At 39.4% G+C, this 20,065-nt stretch carries 15 protein-coding genes and 1 pseudogene; 7 read left to right on the top strand and 9 right to left on the bottom strand.

Annotated elements, in window-relative coordinates; all coding sequences use genetic code 11:
- Positions 1 to 18: 18 nt before the first annotated feature.
- Positions 19 to 2,178 (bottom strand): exonuclease domain-containing protein, encoded by a 2,160-nt coding sequence (locus I6F54_RS16770; protein ID WP_231617051.1) that lies wholly within the window; start codon positions 2,176 to 2,178, stop codon positions 19 to 21.
- A 129-nt stretch (positions 2,179 to 2,307) separates the two neighbouring features.
- Between I6F54_RS16770 and I6F54_RS16765 the strand changes: the two are divergent.
- A pseudogene (locus I6F54_RS16765) lies at positions 2,308 to 2,487 on the top strand (tyrosine-protein phosphatase); the annotation flags it as partial.
- Between the two features lie 127 nt (positions 2,488 to 2,614).
- Here the strand turns inward: I6F54_RS16765 and I6F54_RS16760 are convergent.
- From I6F54_RS16760 to I6F54_RS16750, 3 genes are all read right to left on the bottom strand, one after another.
- Entirely contained in the window at positions 2,615 to 2,953 is a 339-nt protein-coding gene (locus I6F54_RS16760) for a hypothetical protein (RefSeq protein WP_197142404.1), read from the bottom strand.
- Between the two features lie 378 nt (positions 2,954 to 3,331).
- The gene (locus I6F54_RS16755) at positions 3,332 to 4,324 is read right to left on the bottom strand and encodes a hypothetical protein (RefSeq protein WP_197142402.1); all 993 of its coding nucleotides are present in this window, start codon (positions 4,322 to 4,324) and stop codon (positions 3,332 to 3,334) included.
- Complete coding sequence (locus I6F54_RS16750; RefSeq protein ID WP_197142400.1) at positions 4,311 to 6,800, bottom strand: hypothetical protein; 2,490 nt, start codon at positions 6,798 to 6,800, stop codon at positions 4,311 to 4,313. The genes I6F54_RS16755 and I6F54_RS16750 overlap by 14 nt, the downstream gene beginning before the upstream one ends.
- Before the next feature lie 1,025 nt (positions 6,801 to 7,825).
- On the opposite strand from I6F54_RS16750, the gene I6F54_RS16745 reads away from it, so the two are divergent.
- The 5 genes from I6F54_RS16745 to I6F54_RS16725 all read left to right on the top strand — a co-directional run bounded on the left by I6F54_RS16745 (position 7,826) and on the right by I6F54_RS16725 (position 12,764).
- Positions 7,826 to 9,250 (top strand): sugar porter family MFS transporter, encoded by a 1,425-nt coding sequence (locus tag I6F54_RS16745; RefSeq protein WP_197142398.1) that lies wholly within the window; start codon positions 7,826 to 7,828, stop codon positions 9,248 to 9,250.
- Positions 9,251 to 9,491: 241 nt separating this feature from the next.
- Positions 9,492 to 10,751 carry an OmpP1/FadL family transporter gene (locus tag I6F54_RS16740; protein ID WP_197142396.1) on the top strand — a complete coding sequence of 420 codons (1,260 nt, stop codon included), beginning with the start codon at positions 9,492 to 9,494 and terminating at the stop codon, positions 10,749 to 10,751.
- A 3-nt stretch (positions 10,752 to 10,754) separates the two neighbouring features.
- Complete coding sequence (locus I6F54_RS16735; RefSeq protein WP_165740903.1) at positions 10,755 to 11,168, top strand: YeeE/YedE family protein; 414 nt, start codon at positions 10,755 to 10,757, stop codon at positions 11,166 to 11,168.
- 3 nt (positions 11,169 to 11,171) lie between these two features.
- A complete protein-coding gene (locus I6F54_RS16730; RefSeq protein ID WP_165740904.1) occupies positions 11,172 to 11,573 on the top strand; it encodes a DUF6691 family protein in 402 nt (133 codons plus the stop codon).
- A gap of 96 nt (positions 11,574 to 11,669) precedes the next feature.
- Positions 11,670 to 12,764, top strand: a complete 1,095-nt coding sequence (locus I6F54_RS16725) for a mechanosensitive ion channel family protein (protein ID WP_197119497.1) — start codon at positions 11,670 to 11,672, stop codon at positions 12,762 to 12,764.
- Between the two features lie 33 nt (positions 12,765 to 12,797).
- Here the strand turns inward: I6F54_RS16725 and I6F54_RS16720 are convergent, their stop codons facing one another.
- The 3 genes from I6F54_RS16720 to I6F54_RS16710 all read right to left on the bottom strand — a co-directional run bounded on the left by I6F54_RS16720 (position 12,798) and on the right by I6F54_RS16710 (position 17,619).
- Positions 12,798 to 14,933 (bottom strand): TonB-dependent siderophore receptor, encoded by a 2,136-nt coding sequence (locus I6F54_RS16720; RefSeq protein WP_165728564.1) that lies wholly within the window; start codon positions 14,931 to 14,933, stop codon positions 12,798 to 12,800.
- A 219-nt stretch (positions 14,934 to 15,152) separates the two neighbouring features.
- Positions 15,153 to 15,464, bottom strand: a complete 312-nt coding sequence (locus I6F54_RS16715; RefSeq protein WP_007584064.1) for an EthD family reductase — start codon at positions 15,462 to 15,464, stop codon at positions 15,153 to 15,155.
- Between the two features lie 628 nt (positions 15,465 to 16,092).
- On the bottom strand, positions 16,093 to 17,619 hold the full coding sequence (locus I6F54_RS16710; RefSeq protein ID WP_165728563.1) for an acetyl-CoA hydrolase/transferase family protein: 1,527 nt from the start codon (positions 17,617 to 17,619) through the stop codon (positions 16,093 to 16,095).
- Positions 17,620 to 18,101: 482 nt separating this feature from the next.
- On the opposite strand from I6F54_RS16710, the gene I6F54_RS16705 reads away from it, so the two are divergent.
- On the top strand, positions 18,102 to 18,263 hold the full coding sequence (locus I6F54_RS16705) for a hypothetical protein (RefSeq protein ID WP_197142394.1): 162 nt from the start codon (positions 18,102 to 18,104) through the stop codon (positions 18,261 to 18,263).
- Between the two features lie 182 nt (positions 18,264 to 18,445).
- Here the strand turns inward: I6F54_RS16705 and I6F54_RS16700 are convergent, their stop codons facing one another.
- Complete coding sequence (locus I6F54_RS16700; protein WP_197142392.1) at positions 18,446 to 18,541, bottom strand: DUF4236 domain-containing protein; 96 nt, start codon at positions 18,539 to 18,541, stop codon at positions 18,446 to 18,448.
- A 179-nt stretch (positions 18,542 to 18,720) separates the two neighbouring features.
- Complete coding sequence (locus I6F54_RS16695; RefSeq protein WP_197142390.1) at positions 18,721 to 19,620, bottom strand: hypothetical protein; 900 nt, start codon at positions 19,618 to 19,620, stop codon at positions 18,721 to 18,723.
- Positions 19,621 to 20,065: the final 445 nt, after the last annotated feature.

The raw sequence follows: 20,065 nt of genomic DNA, 5'->3' as shown, positions 1-20,065 counted from the left end.
TACGTTAAGATTTACTGCTTATTCACTAATTTGGGATTGCTGAATAAGTAATAACAGCTCGGCAGTAGCCGTTGCATCGGCAAGGGCGCGGTGATGGCTGGTTAAATTTAAATTAAAGTGCGATGAAAGATTGCCCAGCGAATACGACTTTAAGCCTTTAAACGCTTTGCGCGATTCAACCACGGTGCACATTTTTGGCATTTTAAAAAAGTGCCCTGCCATCTCGCATTCTTTTTTAATAAAGCCGTAGTCAAAATTAACGTTATGGGCTACAAAAATACTGCCTGCTAGTTTATCAATTAGTGGCTTTACAACCTCTGCAAATACGGGCGCGTTATAAACCATGCTGTCGCTAATACCAGTTAGTGACGTTATAAATCCAGGTATGTGCCGCTGTGGATTTACAAGTGTCGTCCAGGTGTCTATTACTTTGCCGTGCTGTACTTTTACAAGGCCAATTTCGGTAATGCGGTTACCGCCTTTTAAGCCGCCCGTGGTTTCTATATCGACCACACTGTAAATACGGTTTGGATCTACAAACCATTTAACAGCGGCAATGTGTACCTCAAAGCCCACATTTTTTAAGTTATCAATGGTGGTTAATTGGTTGCGCCTAAGTTTGTCGCCCGGTGCTTTTACTTCTTCAAAATGTACTTTGCCATTATTGATAACCATTAAGTCGGGGTAGCCGTCTTTTAGTTGTAAATAATGCTTACTCATATTGGTTAAATGAGTAATTAATGCCTCATGCGGGCTATTTAAAATGAGTGCTTCTAACGGTTGTAGTAGCTCTTGGTGCCATCTAAATAAACCATTAGGTTGCTCAAAGTATTGCGCTGCATTTTTGCATACTAAATTAAGTAATGCTTGCGACGTTTGGCACTGCGCTAAGCGCTCATCTATTTGTGTTTGCTGCGCTTCATAAAAATTACCAAGCCTTAATACTTGCGGATAAATATCAAACTCATTACATGGCGGGTAAGGCGACTCTACAAATAACTCGTGCCAAAATACTAAACCAAACAAACTTTGCCAAAGCGTGTTTTCGGTATTAAATACTGCCATACCTTGGCGAGTATAATAATCGTTTACGCCCTGCTCTACTTCACCTCGGTACAGTTCATCTATTTCTAGCACGCACTGGGTATCGCTAAGCATGGCACTTAAACGCGAACGTGTTTTTTTATTAAACTTACGCATTAAAAAATCGTCAGCAAAATACAGTAAATCATCCGTAAGCGGATTTTCAATAATGGCTTCTAACCGTGCTTTTACCCATTCTTTATTGCCAAGCCTGTATTGCTCTCTTATTTGAATTTCTTGTGCTTCGCTATCATCCACGCACCCTTCAAGTAAGCTAAAAGCAAGTTCGCTATCAACACCTTTTAATTGCCGATAAAGCCTTACTAATAATTTGTTTTTTAACGCAACAGCAATGGCACCGTGCGCGGCTTGCACTAAAACCTGCGACCCTAAAGCAACGTAATCGCTCTCATCGGTTATATTTTTGAATACTAACCGATAACGGTTTAGTAAATAGTTTGATTGCGCTTCATTAAGTGTTTCAAAGCGCGACAAACTCTCGCTGTGGCCTTCGCGCGTAGCGGTTAAGCCTAAGTCTCGCATTACAAAACGATTTTGATGATTCACATCACCACCGCTTAGTTTGCCTGCAAATAAAAACTCAAAATACTCGTAATAATCACTGCGGTTATTAATTACATATTGGCTATAAAGCGGCGCAAGCTCGTGTGGGCAGGCTTTAAAAAACTCACGGGCAATATCCACCAGCGCGCCTTTAGCGGCACTCTTTTTAAAGCTTATTTGATCTGGGTAATTACTTAGCAACTCCAGCAAAGCAGGTTTGGTTAAGTGAGCCAAAAGCTGCGAGTAATGCTGCTCGTTTGGCTCAAATAAAATACCGGCTTTTTTTAGCGTATAAATAGCCTGATGCGGCGAGGTTATTTCTTCATAATTAAGCGATTGCGCTTGCACCAAATAAGGCTTACGCGAATACACACGCGCCAACATGCACTGGCTTTGCTCATCTAGCTGGTTAATTTTACTAATAAATTCACTATGTTTAGGCTCAAGTAAATGCATGCATTTACTTGTTACAAACTCAATAAGCTCTCTAAAATGCGCTAAATAGTATTTTGCTGGTAATTCTTTTTTCATAATATCGCCACAACTGTATATAAAAACAGTATCTAGTATTTGCGCTTATTATTCAATCTTAAACTTGTAATCAGTAATGCTTATAGTTGCCATATAAAAATAATGCAGAGTCAATAAGCACTAAATGTAAAAAGCGACACATTACAAACCACACTACACAAACAGACCATTGTCATACATTGCAAAGGCGGCACTGGCCGTACAAAGTTGGTAGCTGCACTTATTTTAAATTCTGCAGGTTACACAAAAGAAGAAGTATACAACCGAGTACAAAGCATTCGACCTAAAGCACTGGCTATAGAATTGTAAAAAGAGAACTTTGAGGTGTAAGGCAGAGACTGGGGAGGATTTAGCACTATAAATAGTGCTAAAAATATTTTTATACTAGTTATGGATTAGCGGTTGATGGTTTTAACTCTTGTTAGCTACCTTTACATTACGTTTGCTCGATAGATTTACTTAGTATTACACCGTCAACAATCATGAACCACTTGCCTTCTTCTTGGTATGGCGCTTTAGTAACGTCAAAAGTAGTTGTAAAAAATGCGAGTCCTACAATGAAGTCATCCCCAAAAAATTCTTTTAAAGGTGCATTAATCGAAGTTGAGCCACCGCTTTTTAAACGTTTATAAGAAACGGTACCGTCGGCAAGAATCAATAAATACATCTCTTTACTTTGCCATTCACCTACATATGATAATTTATTTTCAGGTAATGGTTTACTACACCCGAGCAAAGTAAAAACACTAAAAAATATTACTATTAAACTCTTCATATTCCCTCACGATTACTCATAGGCCAAGAGGCTGCTAACGCTGAATTATGTCGAGCGGCCTACTCTTGTCGGTATCCGCTCTAACTCCATTGTTATGAGCTTTAATCAAACATTGAAGTTTATTTAGATTGAAAATAGCAAATCACCTTTAATATTAGTGAAAATTAGATAGCTAATGATGAACAATATCACTCCAAAAATGAAAAGTAATAGCGCAACAAGGTCACACTCGAATACATTCATATAAACGTCCTTCTCTAAATGGCGATATAATTACTGTAACCACTTGTTATTTTAACCGAAGTGACCTAAGACATCATGTACGCTCAAAATATCCATTAGGGTTAACACAGTAATGCGGATCTACGAACCAGCCATTCAACGCTCATAGCAATAGTCTAAGATTTCGTTGATTCCAACCTCTTCACGGGCCAGCTTCACCTCCAATTCGTTAAGGTATGCGACATTGGGCAATTCATCAGTTCCCGATATTTTAACCGAGAAATCAGCTTTGTAACTTTTACCAACCCTCGAGAGCTCACTGCTGAGTTGGTTCAAAATATCATCTATCAACAAGAGTTGGTTTCGTCGAAAGCGGATAAGTCGGTGACAATCGAAGAAGTCCGATCGCTTTATCGAGTCATATTTTCTGCCGTTCCAGCCGGTTCTTCGCGTAGCACGATACAAAGCATGTTCTTGCGTATCTTTCCACACACTAAAATCGAAATGGTTGGTCGGATTAGGAGTGTCGTGTGTAGCCTGAGAGTGGAAGTTCGTTTCCCCAAATTGGTGTTTGTCAAGGACAGTTAAGGTCCTGTTCTGTGCGGATAACATGCGTTTTATTAGTATGGGCATGTCGAAGCGCATTACTTTGGCTGCATCCAAGATCCGTATTTCTCTCGAAAATACCTCGCCATCTCGATCCCAGTGCCTTTCCCGTCGCTTAGGCACCCACTGAATAAGAGTACCAAAAAGACTCAGAACGCCGTATGAGTGGAATGAAGCCAAGTGAATTTTTTCCTGCTCTGTATCTTCGTGAATAAAAAAGTACGAACTTCCGCACCAAATTAGCGACTGAGCTATTTCCTCCACCAGCCCACGTATTGATTCGTCAATAGTATGTGAACCGTATCTTGTATTAACGTTACCAAGTAGCTTTTGCATGAGGTCGTCGTCATTTGACTCAATTTCGAATAAATTACTACTTCCACGGCTCATTGAATTAAACAATCTCGCAAAATCTTCATCGAACATCCGGCGATTGAAGCCAGGCCTCTCTTGTTCGCCTTTAACCAATAGTCTATCAAAAAAACCAAGATGCGCATCATGATGTTGATATAGGTGCAAGGGTTCGGATCTAAAAATCTTCATGCTGAACCTCTTCTCCTTCCTCACACAACCGGCGAGCAAGATTAGTGATGTGGTAATCAATCTCGAAGTCTATTAAACCGAGTTGCGGTACGACCTGTTTTGCAAAAAACAGGTGAGACGCATCGGAATGCGAGCTCAGGAATTCCCTCACGATTTTGTTTGGGTGTGACACTCCTCGCGTCATTCTCATCTGGTCCCCAAAACCATCTTGTCTCGCGCGATGTTCAAACGACATTTTCCAGTTAATCCGGATTAGACCACGCGGCGAGGCACTCAAGCTAAAGCTGTGCGGGTTTGAAAGGAGTACCATTCTTTTGAAGTACTGCTGCTTGTCAGTAGCGTGCTCAATCCAGGCATCGAACTTCGCTATCGCCCCTGCAGACAACTTTTCATTACCAAAGTATTCCCCATAAAGAATGGCAAAACCTAAGACTGAAGCCAAGTCATTGATCACCGTTGAAATGAGATGTAGCCTGAACTCATTGTTTACATCCAGTAATGGATCTGCAAACCTTGAATCCGCCGCAAGAAACGCCATCGACATGAACATAGGGAGAACCTTGTCCAACTTACTTTCAGCGTTTTTTTCCAGTGCACTAATACACGCTTCGGCCAGCTCGAAGTAGATCTGTCCAAAATGATCCGGTAGTTCATCGTTGTGTTTTGATTCGAATATGTGTCCGACCATGGTTCCACTGCCGAGGCGTGTAATTGCGTCATCTCGGGCTGAAGCAAGTTGATCGTTCATCTCGACGGTCTTTATTTCAGGTAATTTGTATTGCTCTTCGGTGTAATGCACATGTTTATGATACCGACCGACGAGTTGGCCAATATCATCGATCCAACGTGGTAGTTTCCAATGGCTATGTAAGCTTGTGAGAACCACTTGTGTTGCGGACTTGGTCATTTTCAACTCTGATAATGACTCCACAAAATCTGGGAGCAAGTTTTGATAGAAGTCGCATACGGCAGGAAGGACATTTTCATAGTGTAGCAACAGCTTTTGAATAGCCAGCTGTTGGACGTATTTGGGCTTGGATAGGCGCTGCCCCTCTATCATTTTTTCAAATTCAATGCGTTCGACGATGAAGGCTAGCTCTACTTGTAAAAAAGCAGGTAGGCGACTCAGTGACTTCTTGGACCACTCGTCCGTCTCAAAAAAATTTTCCAGTTCTTTTTCAAATGTAAGCATTCCGCGTAGTGTTTCTAAACAAAGGTTACTACCTAGCGCAGCCCATGTGTCAGCTATGCTAATCTTTAGCTTCATTGATTTATCATCCGCTACGTGATCCAGTGACTCGAAAGCCTGCTCTATGATTTCTTTGAATCTTTTGAGCTCTTGCATGCCAATATCGAACTGGAACTGTGTTACATAAGATGAAATACGAGTCGAGAAGCGACCGATGAGTTTTAATGCAAGCTCTAAGTCACCGACTTTAAATGCTAGCTCAATATGGTGAGACAATTTATCAACGAGGTCGTTTTCGAGCCATTGATGGTCAGTCTTTTCTTCAATCAGCGGTTGCTGGCTGCTAGTTTGTAGCGCCATTGAAGTGGCTGTGTCCCCCGCCAGAAACCACTGTTTGTGCATGCTCAGCCTAGGAAACCAATAGCTTTCTTGATCTATTTTGTGCTTTCGTTGAAGGTAGTGCAAAAGCAAAGCCATATAACCGTCGGTTAACGCTGGCAGTTTATCTTTCAAACCTTCCTTGCTTGCTTTTAGACGTTCATCAATGTAAGAAAGTTGTTCAAGAGCCAGACGCGCCGCCTTTGAATGATGGTTGGCCAATGAATTTGAATTTTTGTGGTTTGCCGCACCTTCGATATGGCGCGCAATTTTGGGAAGTATTTCGCTACCAACTAGAATATTTAGGTCAAAGAAATTAAATAGCCTCTGGCCCAAAGGAAACAAAGCAAAAGCGCTCAACAGAGTCAAGATTGTACCTCCGGCATAAACTAAAAGACCGGGTTCTAATCCAAACAAAGGCAAGGTAGTTGCAGCTAAACAGAACATCGCTGAAAACACCAAAACTCGAGAATACACGCTCCCCACCTGCTCGTTGGTGAGCATTTGGATAATATCTTGGCGAAGTCTGGTGTAACCGGCGCTCAGTATAATGCCGATTGTAGCAAAGTAGATCGAGAATATTGCAGTGAGTAGCTGGGCGTACAGTCTGAGCTGCTCGATATTAAACTTCTTGTCGTCTGCACTAAGTGTTGGGAACCAAGATAGATTGTTATTAATGTAACCTTCAACGACAATTAGGATTGCCAAACTCAAAATGATCCAAAACAAACTTTTCACACCGCTCCATGTGAAAGAACCTAAAATGCGAGTGTTTGACTTTGCTTTTAAGACTGAGGCGTTTCTCTTGTACGCGCTTCGCTCGAAGACAAAACCAATTTTTCCTAACCTTGTTCGAAACTTCCAAAACCAGCTCTTGGAGCTCAACCAGATTTTCAACAAATCAATCAAAAAGTTCTCCCTCTCAATACTTATTCCAATTGCGAGGTTATATAACCTCTATTTTCCTGCTATTAGTTACAAAGGCTTCAATCGCTTGAAAGCCATTTTGCTTCAAACTTTCTAGAAAGACTGCACTCCTTCTGAATGACCTAACATCTTGCATAAGCGGTTTAGCAGAGCTCTTCTGACAAATCCGTCTTAATGCATTTTTTATATTTACCCTTTGACTCTAAAACTGTAAAAAACCTTTAATTTCAATTCTTTATATAGCTCCTATATAATCAGTCATTTTAATTCTCGGAATAAACAAACCATCTTAGGACACAAAAGAACTATTTAACCTTATAAAAAGGCCGAGTTCATTAAGTTGCACATTTTCTGATTTAAGGTTTGCAATTGAGATCGGCAATTCCCACATATCAATTTTGTGGAAACAATTATCGCATTAGCTTCTAATGCAATATCGTTGAAATTAAAAGATTCATTATCAATCTGCTTTGAACACGCAAAAATAGAATTGATACTGCAACTAATACCAACGATTTCATCGAGTTTTCCGGTGCACCTAACAACTTAGTCTAGGATATTTGTCGTTTCATAAATCGACAGATGTCCCTATTTTACAATACATTTACCTTAACCATCAAATAACCACATGTAAACAATTACTTAACCTCAGATCTGTTTACGTAATTACAAAAATACACCAAAATAATAAAGAACAGTAATATTGGTAAACAGGCATTGACCATAAAATGCATATTATTTATCAAAATTCAGTCTGTGTTATTTAAAAAAGGCGCTACTTAATTTCAAAGTACTTAAACTAACGCCGTTAAGCTAGTACCTTTAAGCTAGTACCTTTAAGCTAGTACCTTTAAGCTAGTACCTTCAAATTAAGGCCCTTAAATTAAAACCTTTAGAAAGGCTCAATTTATACCCGCCAAACCCTTTATACCCGCAAAAACATATTCAGCCATAGCGCTTTACGATATTATGCTCCTTTATATTTAATTTATATTTCAGGGCATATAATGACAACGCACACATCGCCTACTCACTCAGCCAACACAGCTGAAAGCACCTCTCTTTTTTACGTAATATTTATATCGGCCGTGGCTGCTATTGGTGGCTTTTTATTTGGTTTTGACTCGGGTGTTATTAACGGCACGGTGTCGGCACTCGGTAATGCGTTTAATTCTAGCAGTGTGGCTACGGGGTTTAATGTAGCGTCTGTATTACTTGGTTGTGCCTTAGGTGCACTTGCTGCGGGGCCGCTGGCTGATAAGTTTGGCCGCCGTGCAATTATGATCATCACTGCGATTATTTTTGCCATTAGTGCGTTTGGTTCAGGCATTAGCGAAAGCTCTGCGGAGTTTATTTTTTACCGCTTATTTGGTGGTTTAGGGATTGGTGCTGCATCGGTATTAGCGCCAGCTTACATTGCTGAGGTTGCACCACCCGCACTACGTGGTCGTTTAGCAACCTTGCAACAACTCGCTATAGTATTGGGCTTATTTGCTGCGTTTTTAAGTAACTATTTAATTGCTGATGCAGCAGGCAGCGCGCAAAACATTTTAATGCTTGATATAGCCGCTTGGCGCTGGATGTTTTGGGCTGAGCTTGTACCTGCTGTACTGTTTTTAGTCGGTGTGTTGTTTATTCCGGAGTCGCCTCGTTATTTAGTGGCGCAAGGTAAAGTAAACGCTGCAAAAGCGGTATTTAGCAAAATTTCAAACGACAATGCAGATAAGCAAATAAGCGATGTTAAACGCTCCTTGCATAGCGATACAAAACCAAGTATTCGCGATTTATTTATTGATGGCAGTAAAAAAGTACACCCAATTGTTTGGGTAGGTGTGGCGCTGAGTGTATTTCAGCAATTTGTAGGTATTAACGTGGTGTTTTATTACGGCTCTGAGCTTTGGCAAGCCGCTGGGTTTGATGAGTCACAATCGTTATTTATAAATGTATTAGCGGGCACTACTAATATTGTATCGACCTTTATTGCCATTGCGTTAGTTGACAAAGTTGGCCGTAAACCACTGCTGCTTGTAGGCAGTATTGGTATGTTTATTAGCTTAAGCGCGCTTACTTATATATTTGGCAGCGCAGGCCTTGATGAAGCAGGCAAACTTGCGCTTAGCGATAACATGGGTACGTTTGCACTTATTATGGCAAATTTATTTGTGGTATTTTTTGGTTTAAGTTGGGGCCCTATTTTATGGGTATTATTAGGCGAAATGTTTAATAACCGTATTCGTGGTGCAGCGCTTGCTGTTGCTGCCAGTGCGCAGTGGATTGCTAACTTTGCAATCACCATGACCTTCCCTATTATGCTTGCCAATATAGGCCTTGCCGGTGCATACGGCTTTTATGCGTTATCAGCACTTATAAGCATCTTTTTTGTTGTTAAATACATTAAAGAAACGCGCGGTAAAACGCTCGAATCTATGTGATTTTTTAAAAGCGGTGATATTAGTCGCCGCTTTGCCTTTTTATAAAGCAGCGTTATCTAGGGTCTTATATGGACTCCCTGTATAAATAACCTAAAAGTTAAATAGCAATCTTTGCTCATTTATTTTAACTTTATAGCCATTGCTCTATTACCTTTTATTATAACTAATCTATTTAAATTCCTTTTTAGAATATCAATAATTAGCTATTGTCCGCCCATTCCAACTTTATGTGTCTACTAAAATGAAAAAACAGTTAATATCAGGCTTAGCTTTAACGTGTGCGTTAGGTTCGTTCAGTGCATTTGCTACTAATGGGTATTTTACACACGGCTACGGCATGACCCACAAAGGCATGGCTGGCGCAGGTGTAGCGCTGTCAGAAGAGTTAATGTCTGGCGCTAATAATCCTGCTACTTTTTTGCCAAACGGAACACAGCTATCTCTGGGCTTAGAGCTTTTTTCACCTGAGCGAAAATACACTGCATCGAAAGTAGATACTTTTTACCCTGACGCTTTTTATCTTGAAGCAAAAACACAAAAAAGCGATAACTCCGTATTCGCAATTCCAGAATTTGCTATTGGCCACCAATTAAATGAAAAAGTAAATATTGGCTTATTAGTGTATGGCAATGGCGGTATGAATTCTGAGTACGGCGCAGAGTCCGCTCCTGAAGGAACCTTTTATGGTGGTACGGCAGGCGTTGATTTAAAGCAGCTCTTTATTAGCCCAACAGTAAGCTATAAGTTGAATGAACAAACACGCCTTGGTGTATCCCCTATTTACGTGGTGCAGCAGTTTGAAGCACAAGGGCTTGAAAACTTTGCTCCTTTTTCGCAATCACCAGAAGCGCTTACAAATAATGGCACCGATACAAGCACAGGCCTAGGCATTCAACTAGGTATTAGCCAAGATATAAATTCGTCATTAAGCTGGGGGGCAAGTTACCGCTCATCAGTGTCTATGCAAGAGTTTGATAGCTATAAAGGTTTGTTTGCAGAGCAAGGCGGATTTGATCTGCCAAGTTCGTTTCAAATTGGTGCAGCTTATAAACTTACACCTAGTAATCAGGTGGTATTTGATTGGCAAAAAATAAATTACAGCGAAGTAAAAAGTATTTCAAACCCAGTCGATAACTTGATGTCAGCGCCTTTAGGAGCTAACGCCGGCGCTGGATTTGGCTGGAACGATATGACTATTTATAAGCTTGGCTATCAGTGGCAGCGTACATCGCAACAAAAAATTCGTTTTGGGGTGTCTTACACCGAGCAACCTATTCCTTCGTCGCAAGTTATATTAAATATTTTAGCGCCGGGCGTTCAAGAGTGGCATTTTACAACGGGCTTTAGCCATTCTTTTACCAACAAGGTACAATTAAACGCTATGGCTTTTTATTCGCCAGCTAAAAAAGTAACGGGCGCTAACTACTTAGCGCCAAATCAACAACTATCAATCGAAATGAAACAAACCGGTTTAGGTGTTTCTATTGTTTGGGAAATTTAAAAAATGGTAACAGAATTCACCCCCGTATCGGCTGCAATAGGCGGTGCATTAATTGGTATAGCGTGTACGTTATTACTGGTTTTATACGGAAAAATTGCAGGCATATCGGGCATTGTTAAGTCTGTATTTGCTAAAGCAAATTCGGGCTCGCGTTGGCAGTTATACTTTATTTTAGGATTGTTGTTGGCAGGTGTAGCTGTAAGAGTATTTGCTCCTTCTTTATTAGAAGGCGAATTACAGTTGCCGCCTTGGCTTATTATTGTTGCGGGGCTTTTAGTTGGCGCTGGTACAACTTTAGCTAATGGGTGCACAAGTGGCCATGGTGTGTGCGGCATGTCGCGCTTTTCTACTCGCTCTTGGGTTGCAACATGCACATTTATGCTTGTCGCCTTCATTACAGCAAACCTTGTAGGATAAATAATGAAAGCAATTATGATGGTTGTTATAGGCTTTATATTTGGCTTAGGACTTATTATTAGCGGGATGACAAACCCCGCTAAAGTGATTAACTTTCTTACCTACGGGAACCAATGGGACGCAAGCTTAATTATAGTGATGGCTGTTGCCATGCTAATAATGATGCTTACATGGTTATGGGTTGCAAAAAAAGAGAAGCCACTTATTTCAGGCACATTTAATTTAAGTGATTTAAAAAAAGTTGATTCGCGCTTAATTATTGGCTCAGTACTTTTTGGTTTAGGATGGGGTTTAAGTGGCATATGCCCAGGCCCGGGCTTGGTTCAATTGGTATCTCTTAAAATGGAGTTTTTATTGTTTTTTGCAGCCGTGCTAGGCGGTATGTGGTTAGCCAAAAAAGTATAATATTTGCTGCCGACTAAACTCGGCAGCTACTTTACCCAAACAAAGGTACATAACTTGCTGCAATATATATAAAACTATATTGAACAGGTTTAAGTTATGCTAAATAAAGCGCTGGAATTTTCTAACAGCACACCTTGGTTAAGCGCAGCGTCCTCCCTTTTACTTATAGCTATACTACTGTTTTTAATTCGTTTTTTTGTAATGTACTGGCTAAAAAAATGGACTTCAAAAACCAAATTTATATTCGATACTTTACTAATAGAGTCAATATCTAAGCCGCTAACACTGTGCACAATTATTGTGCTACTCACCATTTTAGAGCACGACACCTTCATTATTAGTACTTCTATTTCTCAACAGATCCCTTTTAATAGCATTAATATTGTATTAGCGCTGCTTGCACTTATTATGTTTTTAGACCGCTTTATTATTGGCACTATTAATTACTATGGCGAACAATCTGCCGTGGTTTTTAATTCCAAAAGCATAATTAAAGGCGTGATACGCGTTACATTATCGTCAGTAGGATTACTGGTGTTAATGGGCACGTTAGGTATTTCTATTACGCCTATTATTGCCTCGTTAGGAATTACATCACTGGCTGTTGCCCTTGCTTTGCAACCTACCCTCGAAAACTTTTTTTCTGGCGTGCAGCTAGTAATAGATAAACCTATAAGGGTGGGTGATTTTATTGAGCTTGAATCTAAGGAGCAAGGCTTTGTTGATCATATAGGCTGGCGATCTACATGGGTTAAAATGCTACCTAATAATATGATTATTATACCTAATAGCCAATTATCTAAGTCGCGTATTATTAATTACTTTTACCCTGAAAAAGAGCTAAGCGTGCCTGTTGATATAAGCGTGCATTACGATTCAGATTTAGAATTTGTTGAGCAAGTAACACTTGAAGTGGCTCGTGAAATACTTATTTCACACGAATGGGGTGTTGATGATTACAATACCTTTGTGGTTTTTCATACCTTTGACAGATCAAGTATTAACTTTACGGTTATGCTGCGCGCAAAAGAATACTTTAATCGCTTTTGGGTTAAATCTGCTTTTATAAAAGCCCTGCATAAACGCTATAAAAAAGAAGGTATTGTAATCCCCTTCCCTATTACGGCTATTAACACGACTCAAGAAGCAGCTAAATTTAATAGTGATAAAAAGGTGCAAGGCAACACTTAAAAAAAGCGCGAGTAACTCTCGCGCTAATAAGTATTAAAACTTGTAAGTTATTTGCCCAATAATTTCACGAGGGCTGCCAGGAAAGTGGCCGTTCCGCTCACTAAACCCACTTACAGCATATTCTTTATCAAACAGATTATTAATATTTACACTCAATAACACGTTATCAAAGCGACTCGTCCAGCTCATATCAAATACGGTAAATGGTTTTACTTTTTGACCACTTGTACTAAGTTGCTCACTTACGTAATTTGCACCAAAGGCAATTGATGAATCAATCGAATCCAGTGCGTAGCGAGTCCATAAACCTGCCTGGTGGCGTGGTGCATTGGCAAAGCGCGAACCATCTCCAAATGTATTTGAAAGCGTATCACCCGTTACGCCGTCTACCACTTGCGTATCGTTGTACGCGTAGTTAGCCGTTACGGTCCAGTGCTGCGACAAATCGCCAACTAAAGTTGTTTCAAATCCTCGGCTTTCTACTTCACCTATATTTAAAAGTGCAGCAATGCCATCCCCCGCGCCAGTATCGTCAGGGTTGCTCATTACCACGTTTTCTTTATTAATTTGGTAAATTGCAAAGGTGCTCATTATTTTGCCGTCAAGCCATTGGTTTTTCATACCCAGTTCGGTTTGCTTGCCGGTTTCTGGTTCTAAATTACCTTCGCCCTCTACATCTTCTTGGTCGGCTGACGATGTAGGGTTAAAGCTCTCTGAGTAGTTAATATATACCGATGTGTTTTCTACTGGCTGATAAGTAACAGCAACGCGCGGCGTTATGTCGTTATCTGAGTAACTAAAACCAGTTTCTTGATTAAACTCTTTAAAATGGTCATAGCGCAAACCTGCAATAATTGTCCACTGCTCGCCTACGCTAATTACGTCTTGTGCATACACACCAAATCGGTCGGTATCAACGCCATCGCGGTTCATGTCGGTAAGGTTATAAGTGCTTGGGTCGGTTTCACCGTAGTTTAAATTAAAAATATTTAAATTAGCGACGCCATCGGCCTCATATCGGGCACGTAAGTAGTCATATTCGGTATCAACGGTGTGGTAATCACCACCAAATAAAAACTGATGGGTTAATTGTCCTTGTCCAAAGTTATAAACAAAGTCGGTGGTTAAGCTTGCTTCTTTATTGGCACGAAATTGCTTACGGTATTCTCGTTTGATGGTTTCGTCATCAATGTTTGCTTCGCCATCACCATTTACATCTACCCAGCTTTGCGACTCATGGTAGGCTTGGTCTCGCTCGTTATCCATGTAGCGAAACGTAGTACTTAAAGAAAAATCATCATTAAAATAATGGCTAAGTTCTGCTTGAAGCACCAAAGCTTCCATATTTTGATAATCAACCGCTTCATTAGCGTTATAACTTGGGTCAACTAAAAAGTTGCCGTTGTCATCTACCGGTACGCCCCGTAAGCGGTTACCGCCCAGGTCTTGTTTTATGTAGTCAACACTTGTGGTTAAGGTTGTTGAATCACTTAAATCAAATAACAATCCGCCTGTTAGCTCGGTATTAGCTGAGTCTGCATTGTTACGAAAGCTGTCTTGCTCTTCATAATAACCACCCAATCTATAAGCCATTGTATCGTTTAAACCACCCGTCATATCGAGTGATGCACCACGGGTGTTGTAATTACCCAAAGTAAGCTTTAATTCGCGTTTTTGTGTGTAGCTTGGCTTTTTAGTTACGTAATTAATCATCCCACCAGGTTCGCCACCGCCATACAAAGCAGAGGCAGGCCCTTTTAATACTTCAACACGTTCTACATTAAATAACTGCGGTACACCAAAGCCCGAATATGGGTCGCCACGCACACCATCGTAAAATACATTTGCGTCATCTCTAAAACCACGAAAAGTTACGCCTGAGTAGCTATATTCGCTCACTCCCGCAATAGATCGGTACAAATCGGTAATGTCACGCGCTGCTTGGTCAATAATAAGTTGCTCGGTTAATACCTGCGCAGATTGCGGAAGCTTAATAAGATCTAAATTAGTTTTAGTCCCAATTTTACTTTCGGTTTCTAGGTAAAATTGCTGGGCACGGCCAGTTACTTCAATAGTTTCAATGTCGTCGTTTTGTTGTGAAAAAGCTATATTAGAAAAAACAGATAAAGACGCAGCAATACTTAATGCCAAATAATTAGGGTTAAACATGATAATTCCTGGGAGAAGTGTAGATAGCTAACAACCTAAATGATAACTTTTATCATTTTCATAATCAACACAAGGGCGGGTTTAATACATCTAAATATTAGAACTAATATTACTTAAAACAGAGCGCTAGCCCTTTTATTGCAGTTAAAATAAAACCCCTACTGCACTAAATGCGGTAGGGGTTATTAAGTAGTTCTTAAATTAGTTTTAGCGTGTAATTTACCCAGCAATATTGCTAATTTGAATTACTGGAGACACGTTAGTAAAGTTAACTAAATCAGCGGCTATTGCCTCTTGATGAGGTGCAAAGGCTTGCTGAAAAGATTCTACCGATTCAAACACTAAATGCCCCATAGCAATATAAGTTGGCGCTTCGCCCGGTGCGCCACCTGCTAAACCTGCATCTGCACTACTTGATATAAGCGCTTTACCAACTAACTCTGCAACTAGGGGTAAATGTGTTTTACAGTAGTAGTCCATATCGAAAGTAGCACTTTCATTATTTGGGTATAATACGCTTACTTTAATCATTACATTCTCTCTTTTATTTACTAAAAAATTTAAAGCTGTGCTAATAAACAGCTTTACAAACTAGTGTTCAAAGCGTCTTTAAAATAGTATGAATCATACTTAAGTAAAAAGCGCATAAGTGAGCAGTCGCTCAATTATGTAGCATTCATGCTCATAGCGCCAGTAATTTGATTGCAGTGCTTATTTTAATTAAGGTGATACTTCGCTAATTTACTTAAGTGCGGGTCGTTTTTTAAAAGGTTTGGGCGGCAAAGACTCTACAAAGTTAACGCACGTATTTACCCAATATGCTAAATCAGAATCAGACTCAAAACCTTCAGGCAAAATATAAACCAAGCCCTTAACTGGTTTTACTGTAAGGTCGCTCTTCTAATCCTCTGTCAAACGCCATTTAGTGCCTATATTTTTAATAAGCACATTACACACTTAATAACGGTAATAGCACTTAAACCTAAGTGAATAAAATAATAAAAGGTGGTTGGGAAAGGTATACAAAGAGTAGGTATAAAATTATTTTGGACTTACAGTTTATATCAAACCGCACTAATCAAAGCTGATTGAGCTGACACTAGTGCGGTTCAAAAGTAAGTATAAAACTAACTAATTCAATTTTAATAAACCAAAATGCTTATGCAGACAGTTGCACTTGAGCATCTGCTGCAGATACTTTTTTCATGCTGCCTTGTTGTTCAAGACGAATATGCCAGCTAAACGCTTCTTCAAGTAAATGAGGGGTGTGCCCACCACGCTCACAAGCGCGATTGTAGTAATCTAACATATCGTCACGGTAATCTGGGTGCACGCAGTGCTTAATGACTTGTATTGCTCGCTCACGCGGCGCTAAACCGCGTAAATCAGCTAAGCCTTGCTCGGTTACTAAAATATCAACATCGTGTTCGTTATGATCAACATGACTGGCCATAGGCACTACGCTTGAAATAGCGCCATTTTTAGCAATCGATTTAGTCACAAATATTGCTAAATGAGCATTACGAGCAAAATCACCAGAGCCACCAATACCATTCATCATTCGTGTGCCACAAACATGTGTTGAATTTACGTTGCCATACATATCAAACTCAAGCGCGGTGTTTATTGCAATAATTCCCAAACGGCGCACTATTTCAGGATGGTTAGAAATTTCTTGAGGGCGTAACACTAGCTTGTCTTTGTATTGTTCTAAATTATTAAATACTTGCGCATTACAACGCTCCGATAAAACAATTGAGCTGCCCGATGCAAAACTAAGCTTACCTGCATCAATTAGGTCAAACGTCGAATCTTGTAGTACTTCAGAGTACATTGTTAGGTCTTTAAAGTCAGAATCGAGTAGTCCCATCATCACAGCATTTGCAATGTTACCAATGCCTGCTTGTAGCGGTCCTAAATTAGCTGGCAATTTATTTTGAGCCACTTCTTCTTTAAAAAAGTTAACTAAATGGCGCGCAATAGCGGCGGTGTCTTCATCAGGGTCGGTAACGGTAGAAAACGAGTCGCTTTGGTTAGTAAAAACAATACCAACAATTTTTGCAGGATCGATAGGAATTGCAGTGCTGCCAATTCTATCATCTACTTTAACTAACGGCATTGGTTGACGAGTAGGACGATACGAAGGAATATATATGTCATGCAAACCTTCAAGATTCGGGTTATGCAGCATATTAATTTCAACAATGACTTCTTTGGCAAAAATAGCAAAACTCGCTGAATTACCAACCGATGTAGTCGGCACAATATGCCCTTTTTCGGTAATGGCAACGGCTTCAATAACAGCCACATCAGGCATGGTTAATTGATGGTTACGTAAATGCTCAACTGTTTCAGATAAATGCTGATCAATAAACATTACTTCACCGTTATTAATGGCTTTACGTAAAGTGCTGTCTACTTGAAAAGGCATACGACGCGCTAAAATGCCCGCTTCTGTTAATAGCTTGTCGAGATCATTACCTAATGACGCACCCGTCATTAAATTTATTTTGATTGGATTTTTTTTGACTTGCTCAATTAATGCTCTGGGTACTGCTTTAGCTTCTCCGGCGCGAGTGAAACCACTCATCCCTACAGTCATTCCATCTTTAATAAATTGGCTTGCTTGTTCTGCCGGCATCACCTTGTCGTGCAGGTTACTATTGCGAATACGTTCCAAGTGCATACTGAGCTCCTCTCTAAATTTGACATTATTCTAATCCTAACTTCGTACTACACAATCTAGACTTAAGTCGTATTTACGAACCGAGGATGAGCAACATGTTTAAAAGGGAGGCTAATTTACTTTTAATTAATACTATCATGTAGTTATTAGTAATATTTTTAACAAAAATGACATAACAATCTATAAAGTAATTTATAAAGTAATCTATAAATAAATAGTATTATTTAATTAGAGGAATTCTTTTTGAGGAATTAAGTTTATTAGTTCAAACACCCAATGTTGTTTGAAGTATAAGTTGACATAAGAACATACGTTTCTACTGGGCTACAGCGCCATAGGTGGAGTGTAACTTGGCATAAAATTGAAGTGTATAATGGCATAAAGTTACCAAATATAGGCTTTATGAGGTCAATCCCATAAAAATACTGCCAAGTTTAGTTGGCTGCTATGTGCCACTAGCAGACATTGAAGATTCTTAATGTGTGACCCATACGCTTCTAGACAATGCCCGCATCCAAGCTAAGCTCGAAGTAGAGCAAGAACAAGCAGAAATTGAAGCTGAAAAAATACTAATATCGGAGACTAAAAAAGATTTAAACGAGTGCTATCAAAAAGAAAATCGGATGAAATTGGAAATACACTGACTGAAAACAACGAATTAATACAGCACTATAAACGAGAAATGAAAATCGAAAAACAGAAGGCAAAAAATCACGGTAACGCTCTTAGTCGAAAAAACAGTTTGATAAATAAATTAAAGACCAATGCTGAATACTTAAGTTCATTCATCGAAGAGAGCTATGAAACATAAAAGCTCTCTTCGAATTCAACCTTTACCTCCAACAGAAATACTAGTAATTCCCTTTTTTCCTAGGTTGCCCCTTAAACCCTTACCTATTTTGATGCTCTTTCTAAATCTCATGTAGCTGTCCCTGCATTAATTAATGTTTACTATATCTTCATTTAACAAAGCTCAAAGTATCAGAGCAACAAAAGAAAACTTAATAAGGTTCATAATGGATGTTAGAAATAGTGTTACATAGCAGTTGAACTTTCATGTATTTTAAAGCCTTGTTTTACAAGGCTCTATTTTTTAATTAATTATTTTGTATAAGTACATATATATGAACCAGGAGCTTTACCGCCTACACAAGAAACTCGTCCTGCAGAAGAAGGTGATTTAGCAGAGGTACTGTAAAATTGGGCTCCAGAACGCACGGCTGCATCATAAAAATTTGAGAAAGTTGATAAACCACCTTTTTTAAAGGTATATGTACGTGGTGATGTTACAGGAAGTGTAGGTTCAACTTTGTTTCCGTCAACATCTCTACCATGTTCAAAATCCCATATAAGCTCATCACCAATAATTCCAAATAACGAATATATTGCAATGCTTTTGTCATCAAAAGCAACCTGCATAAAGACTTTTTCAATTTCAGCAACGCCAGAAACTTTTGCCGCTGCGATTGTAAAGTTCGATATATCCTGATCTAGGGTTGTATGTTCATTATAATAAGATGAAACTTCATATTGTTTTGCACCAAATCCAACTAAGTCCCAAGCGCTACCTGCAATCTTTTTAGGCACAATAGTTGCGCTTACTCCAGCTAAGCTTGCAACAACAGCACTTTTTGCATCAGATATATTATGAAAAGTATTTAAAACGTCCTGCTCTACACCATAGCTATCTACAGTCCAACTATATATAGGTATTCTTACATCTTGAATATGACCACCACGACCATCAGGTTCATTATCTCCTTTTAATATCCTGTACCCTGTAATGGTCTTAGAAACATTGAATTTCTCAATAATTGATTTATCTAGATTCATTACATAAACATCGCGAGGGCGATCTACCTTAGCTTTTAATCTTGCTGTATTTTTGAACTGTTCGAAAGAAAAACATGTTGAGCATTCAGTGTAAAGTGGAGTTTCCAAGGCTAAACTTGAGAAAGAAACTAGCCCAATTAAAGATGTTAAAAGTAAATTTTTTATCATAATCATTCCATAATTAAATAAACGTATAAGAAACATTAGTCTAACTTCTTTTTCATTACTTTTAAAGCATTAACAACTACAAAAGCATTACCCATTAAGAGTTAATGTATAGGGGATGGGTAACTAACCCACTATATCGCGGATTTTAATTTTAACTAGGCGAAGCCGTAGCGAGGAACGAGCGCGACTTTACAGAGTTAAGTGCAAAATAGTCCTTAAAAAACGCGTTCACCAATCTTCCAGCTAAAAAAAGCTAATCGTGCCTTGATAAACTTCTCTTTATGGAGCTTAGAGGCTCGATAAGGAAATTTCATAGGCACAGGTAAATTGCATCACTTTTCATACAAAGTCGCTTAGAATCACTCTGAGGAGTGAAGTGTCTTGATTTTTTGGGGTATGCCGTAGCTAGGGGAAAGGCCGACAGGAGTATAAACTGAAGAGTGGC

It is taken from the genome of Pseudoalteromonas sp. SWXJZ10B, assembly GCF_015864475.1.
Classification (GTDB): Bacteria; Pseudomonadota; Gammaproteobacteria; order Enterobacterales; family Alteromonadaceae; genus Pseudoalteromonas; species Pseudoalteromonas arctica.
This window is presented reverse-complemented; position numbering and strand designations above follow the sequence as displayed.

Coding starts and splice junctions, on each gene's coding strand:
- I6F54_RS16770 (WP_231617051.1), bottom strand. CDS start 2,178: ATGAAAAAAGAATTACCAGCAAAATACTATTTAGCGCATTTTAGAGAG.
- I6F54_RS16760 (WP_197142404.1), bottom strand. CDS start 2,953: ATGAAGAGTTTAATAGTAATATTTTTTAGTGTTTTTACTTTGCTCGGG.
- I6F54_RS16755 (WP_197142402.1), bottom strand. CDS start 4,324: ATGAAGATTTTTAGATCCGAACCCTTGCACCTATATCAACATCATGAT.
- I6F54_RS16745 (WP_197142398.1), top strand. CDS start 7,826: ATGACAACGCACACATCGCCTACTCACTCAGCCAACACAGCTGAAAGC.
- I6F54_RS16740 (WP_197142396.1), top strand. CDS start 9,492: ATGAAAAAACAGTTAATATCAGGCTTAGCTTTAACGTGTGCGTTAGGT.
- I6F54_RS16735 (WP_165740903.1), top strand. CDS start 10,755: ATGGTAACAGAATTCACCCCCGTATCGGCTGCAATAGGCGGTGCATTA.
- I6F54_RS16730 (WP_165740904.1), top strand. CDS start 11,172: ATGAAAGCAATTATGATGGTTGTTATAGGCTTTATATTTGGCTTAGGA.
- I6F54_RS16725 (WP_197119497.1), top strand. CDS start 11,670: ATGCTAAATAAAGCGCTGGAATTTTCTAACAGCACACCTTGGTTAAGC.
- I6F54_RS16720 (WP_165728564.1), bottom strand. CDS start 14,933: ATGTTTAACCCTAATTATTTGGCATTAAGTATTGCTGCGTCTTTATCT.
- I6F54_RS16715 (WP_007584064.1), bottom strand. CDS start 15,464: ATGATTAAAGTAAGCGTATTATACCCAAATAATGAAAGTGCTACTTTC.
- I6F54_RS16710 (WP_165728563.1), bottom strand. CDS start 17,619: ATGCACTTGGAACGTATTCGCAATAGTAACCTGCACGACAAGGTGATG.
- I6F54_RS16700 (WP_197142392.1), bottom strand. CDS start 18,541: ATGAGATTTAGAAAGAGCATCAAAATAGGTAAGGGTTTAAGGGGCAAC.
- I6F54_RS16695 (WP_197142390.1), bottom strand. CDS start 19,620: ATGATAAAAAATTTACTTTTAACATCTTTAATTGGGCTAGTTTCTTTC.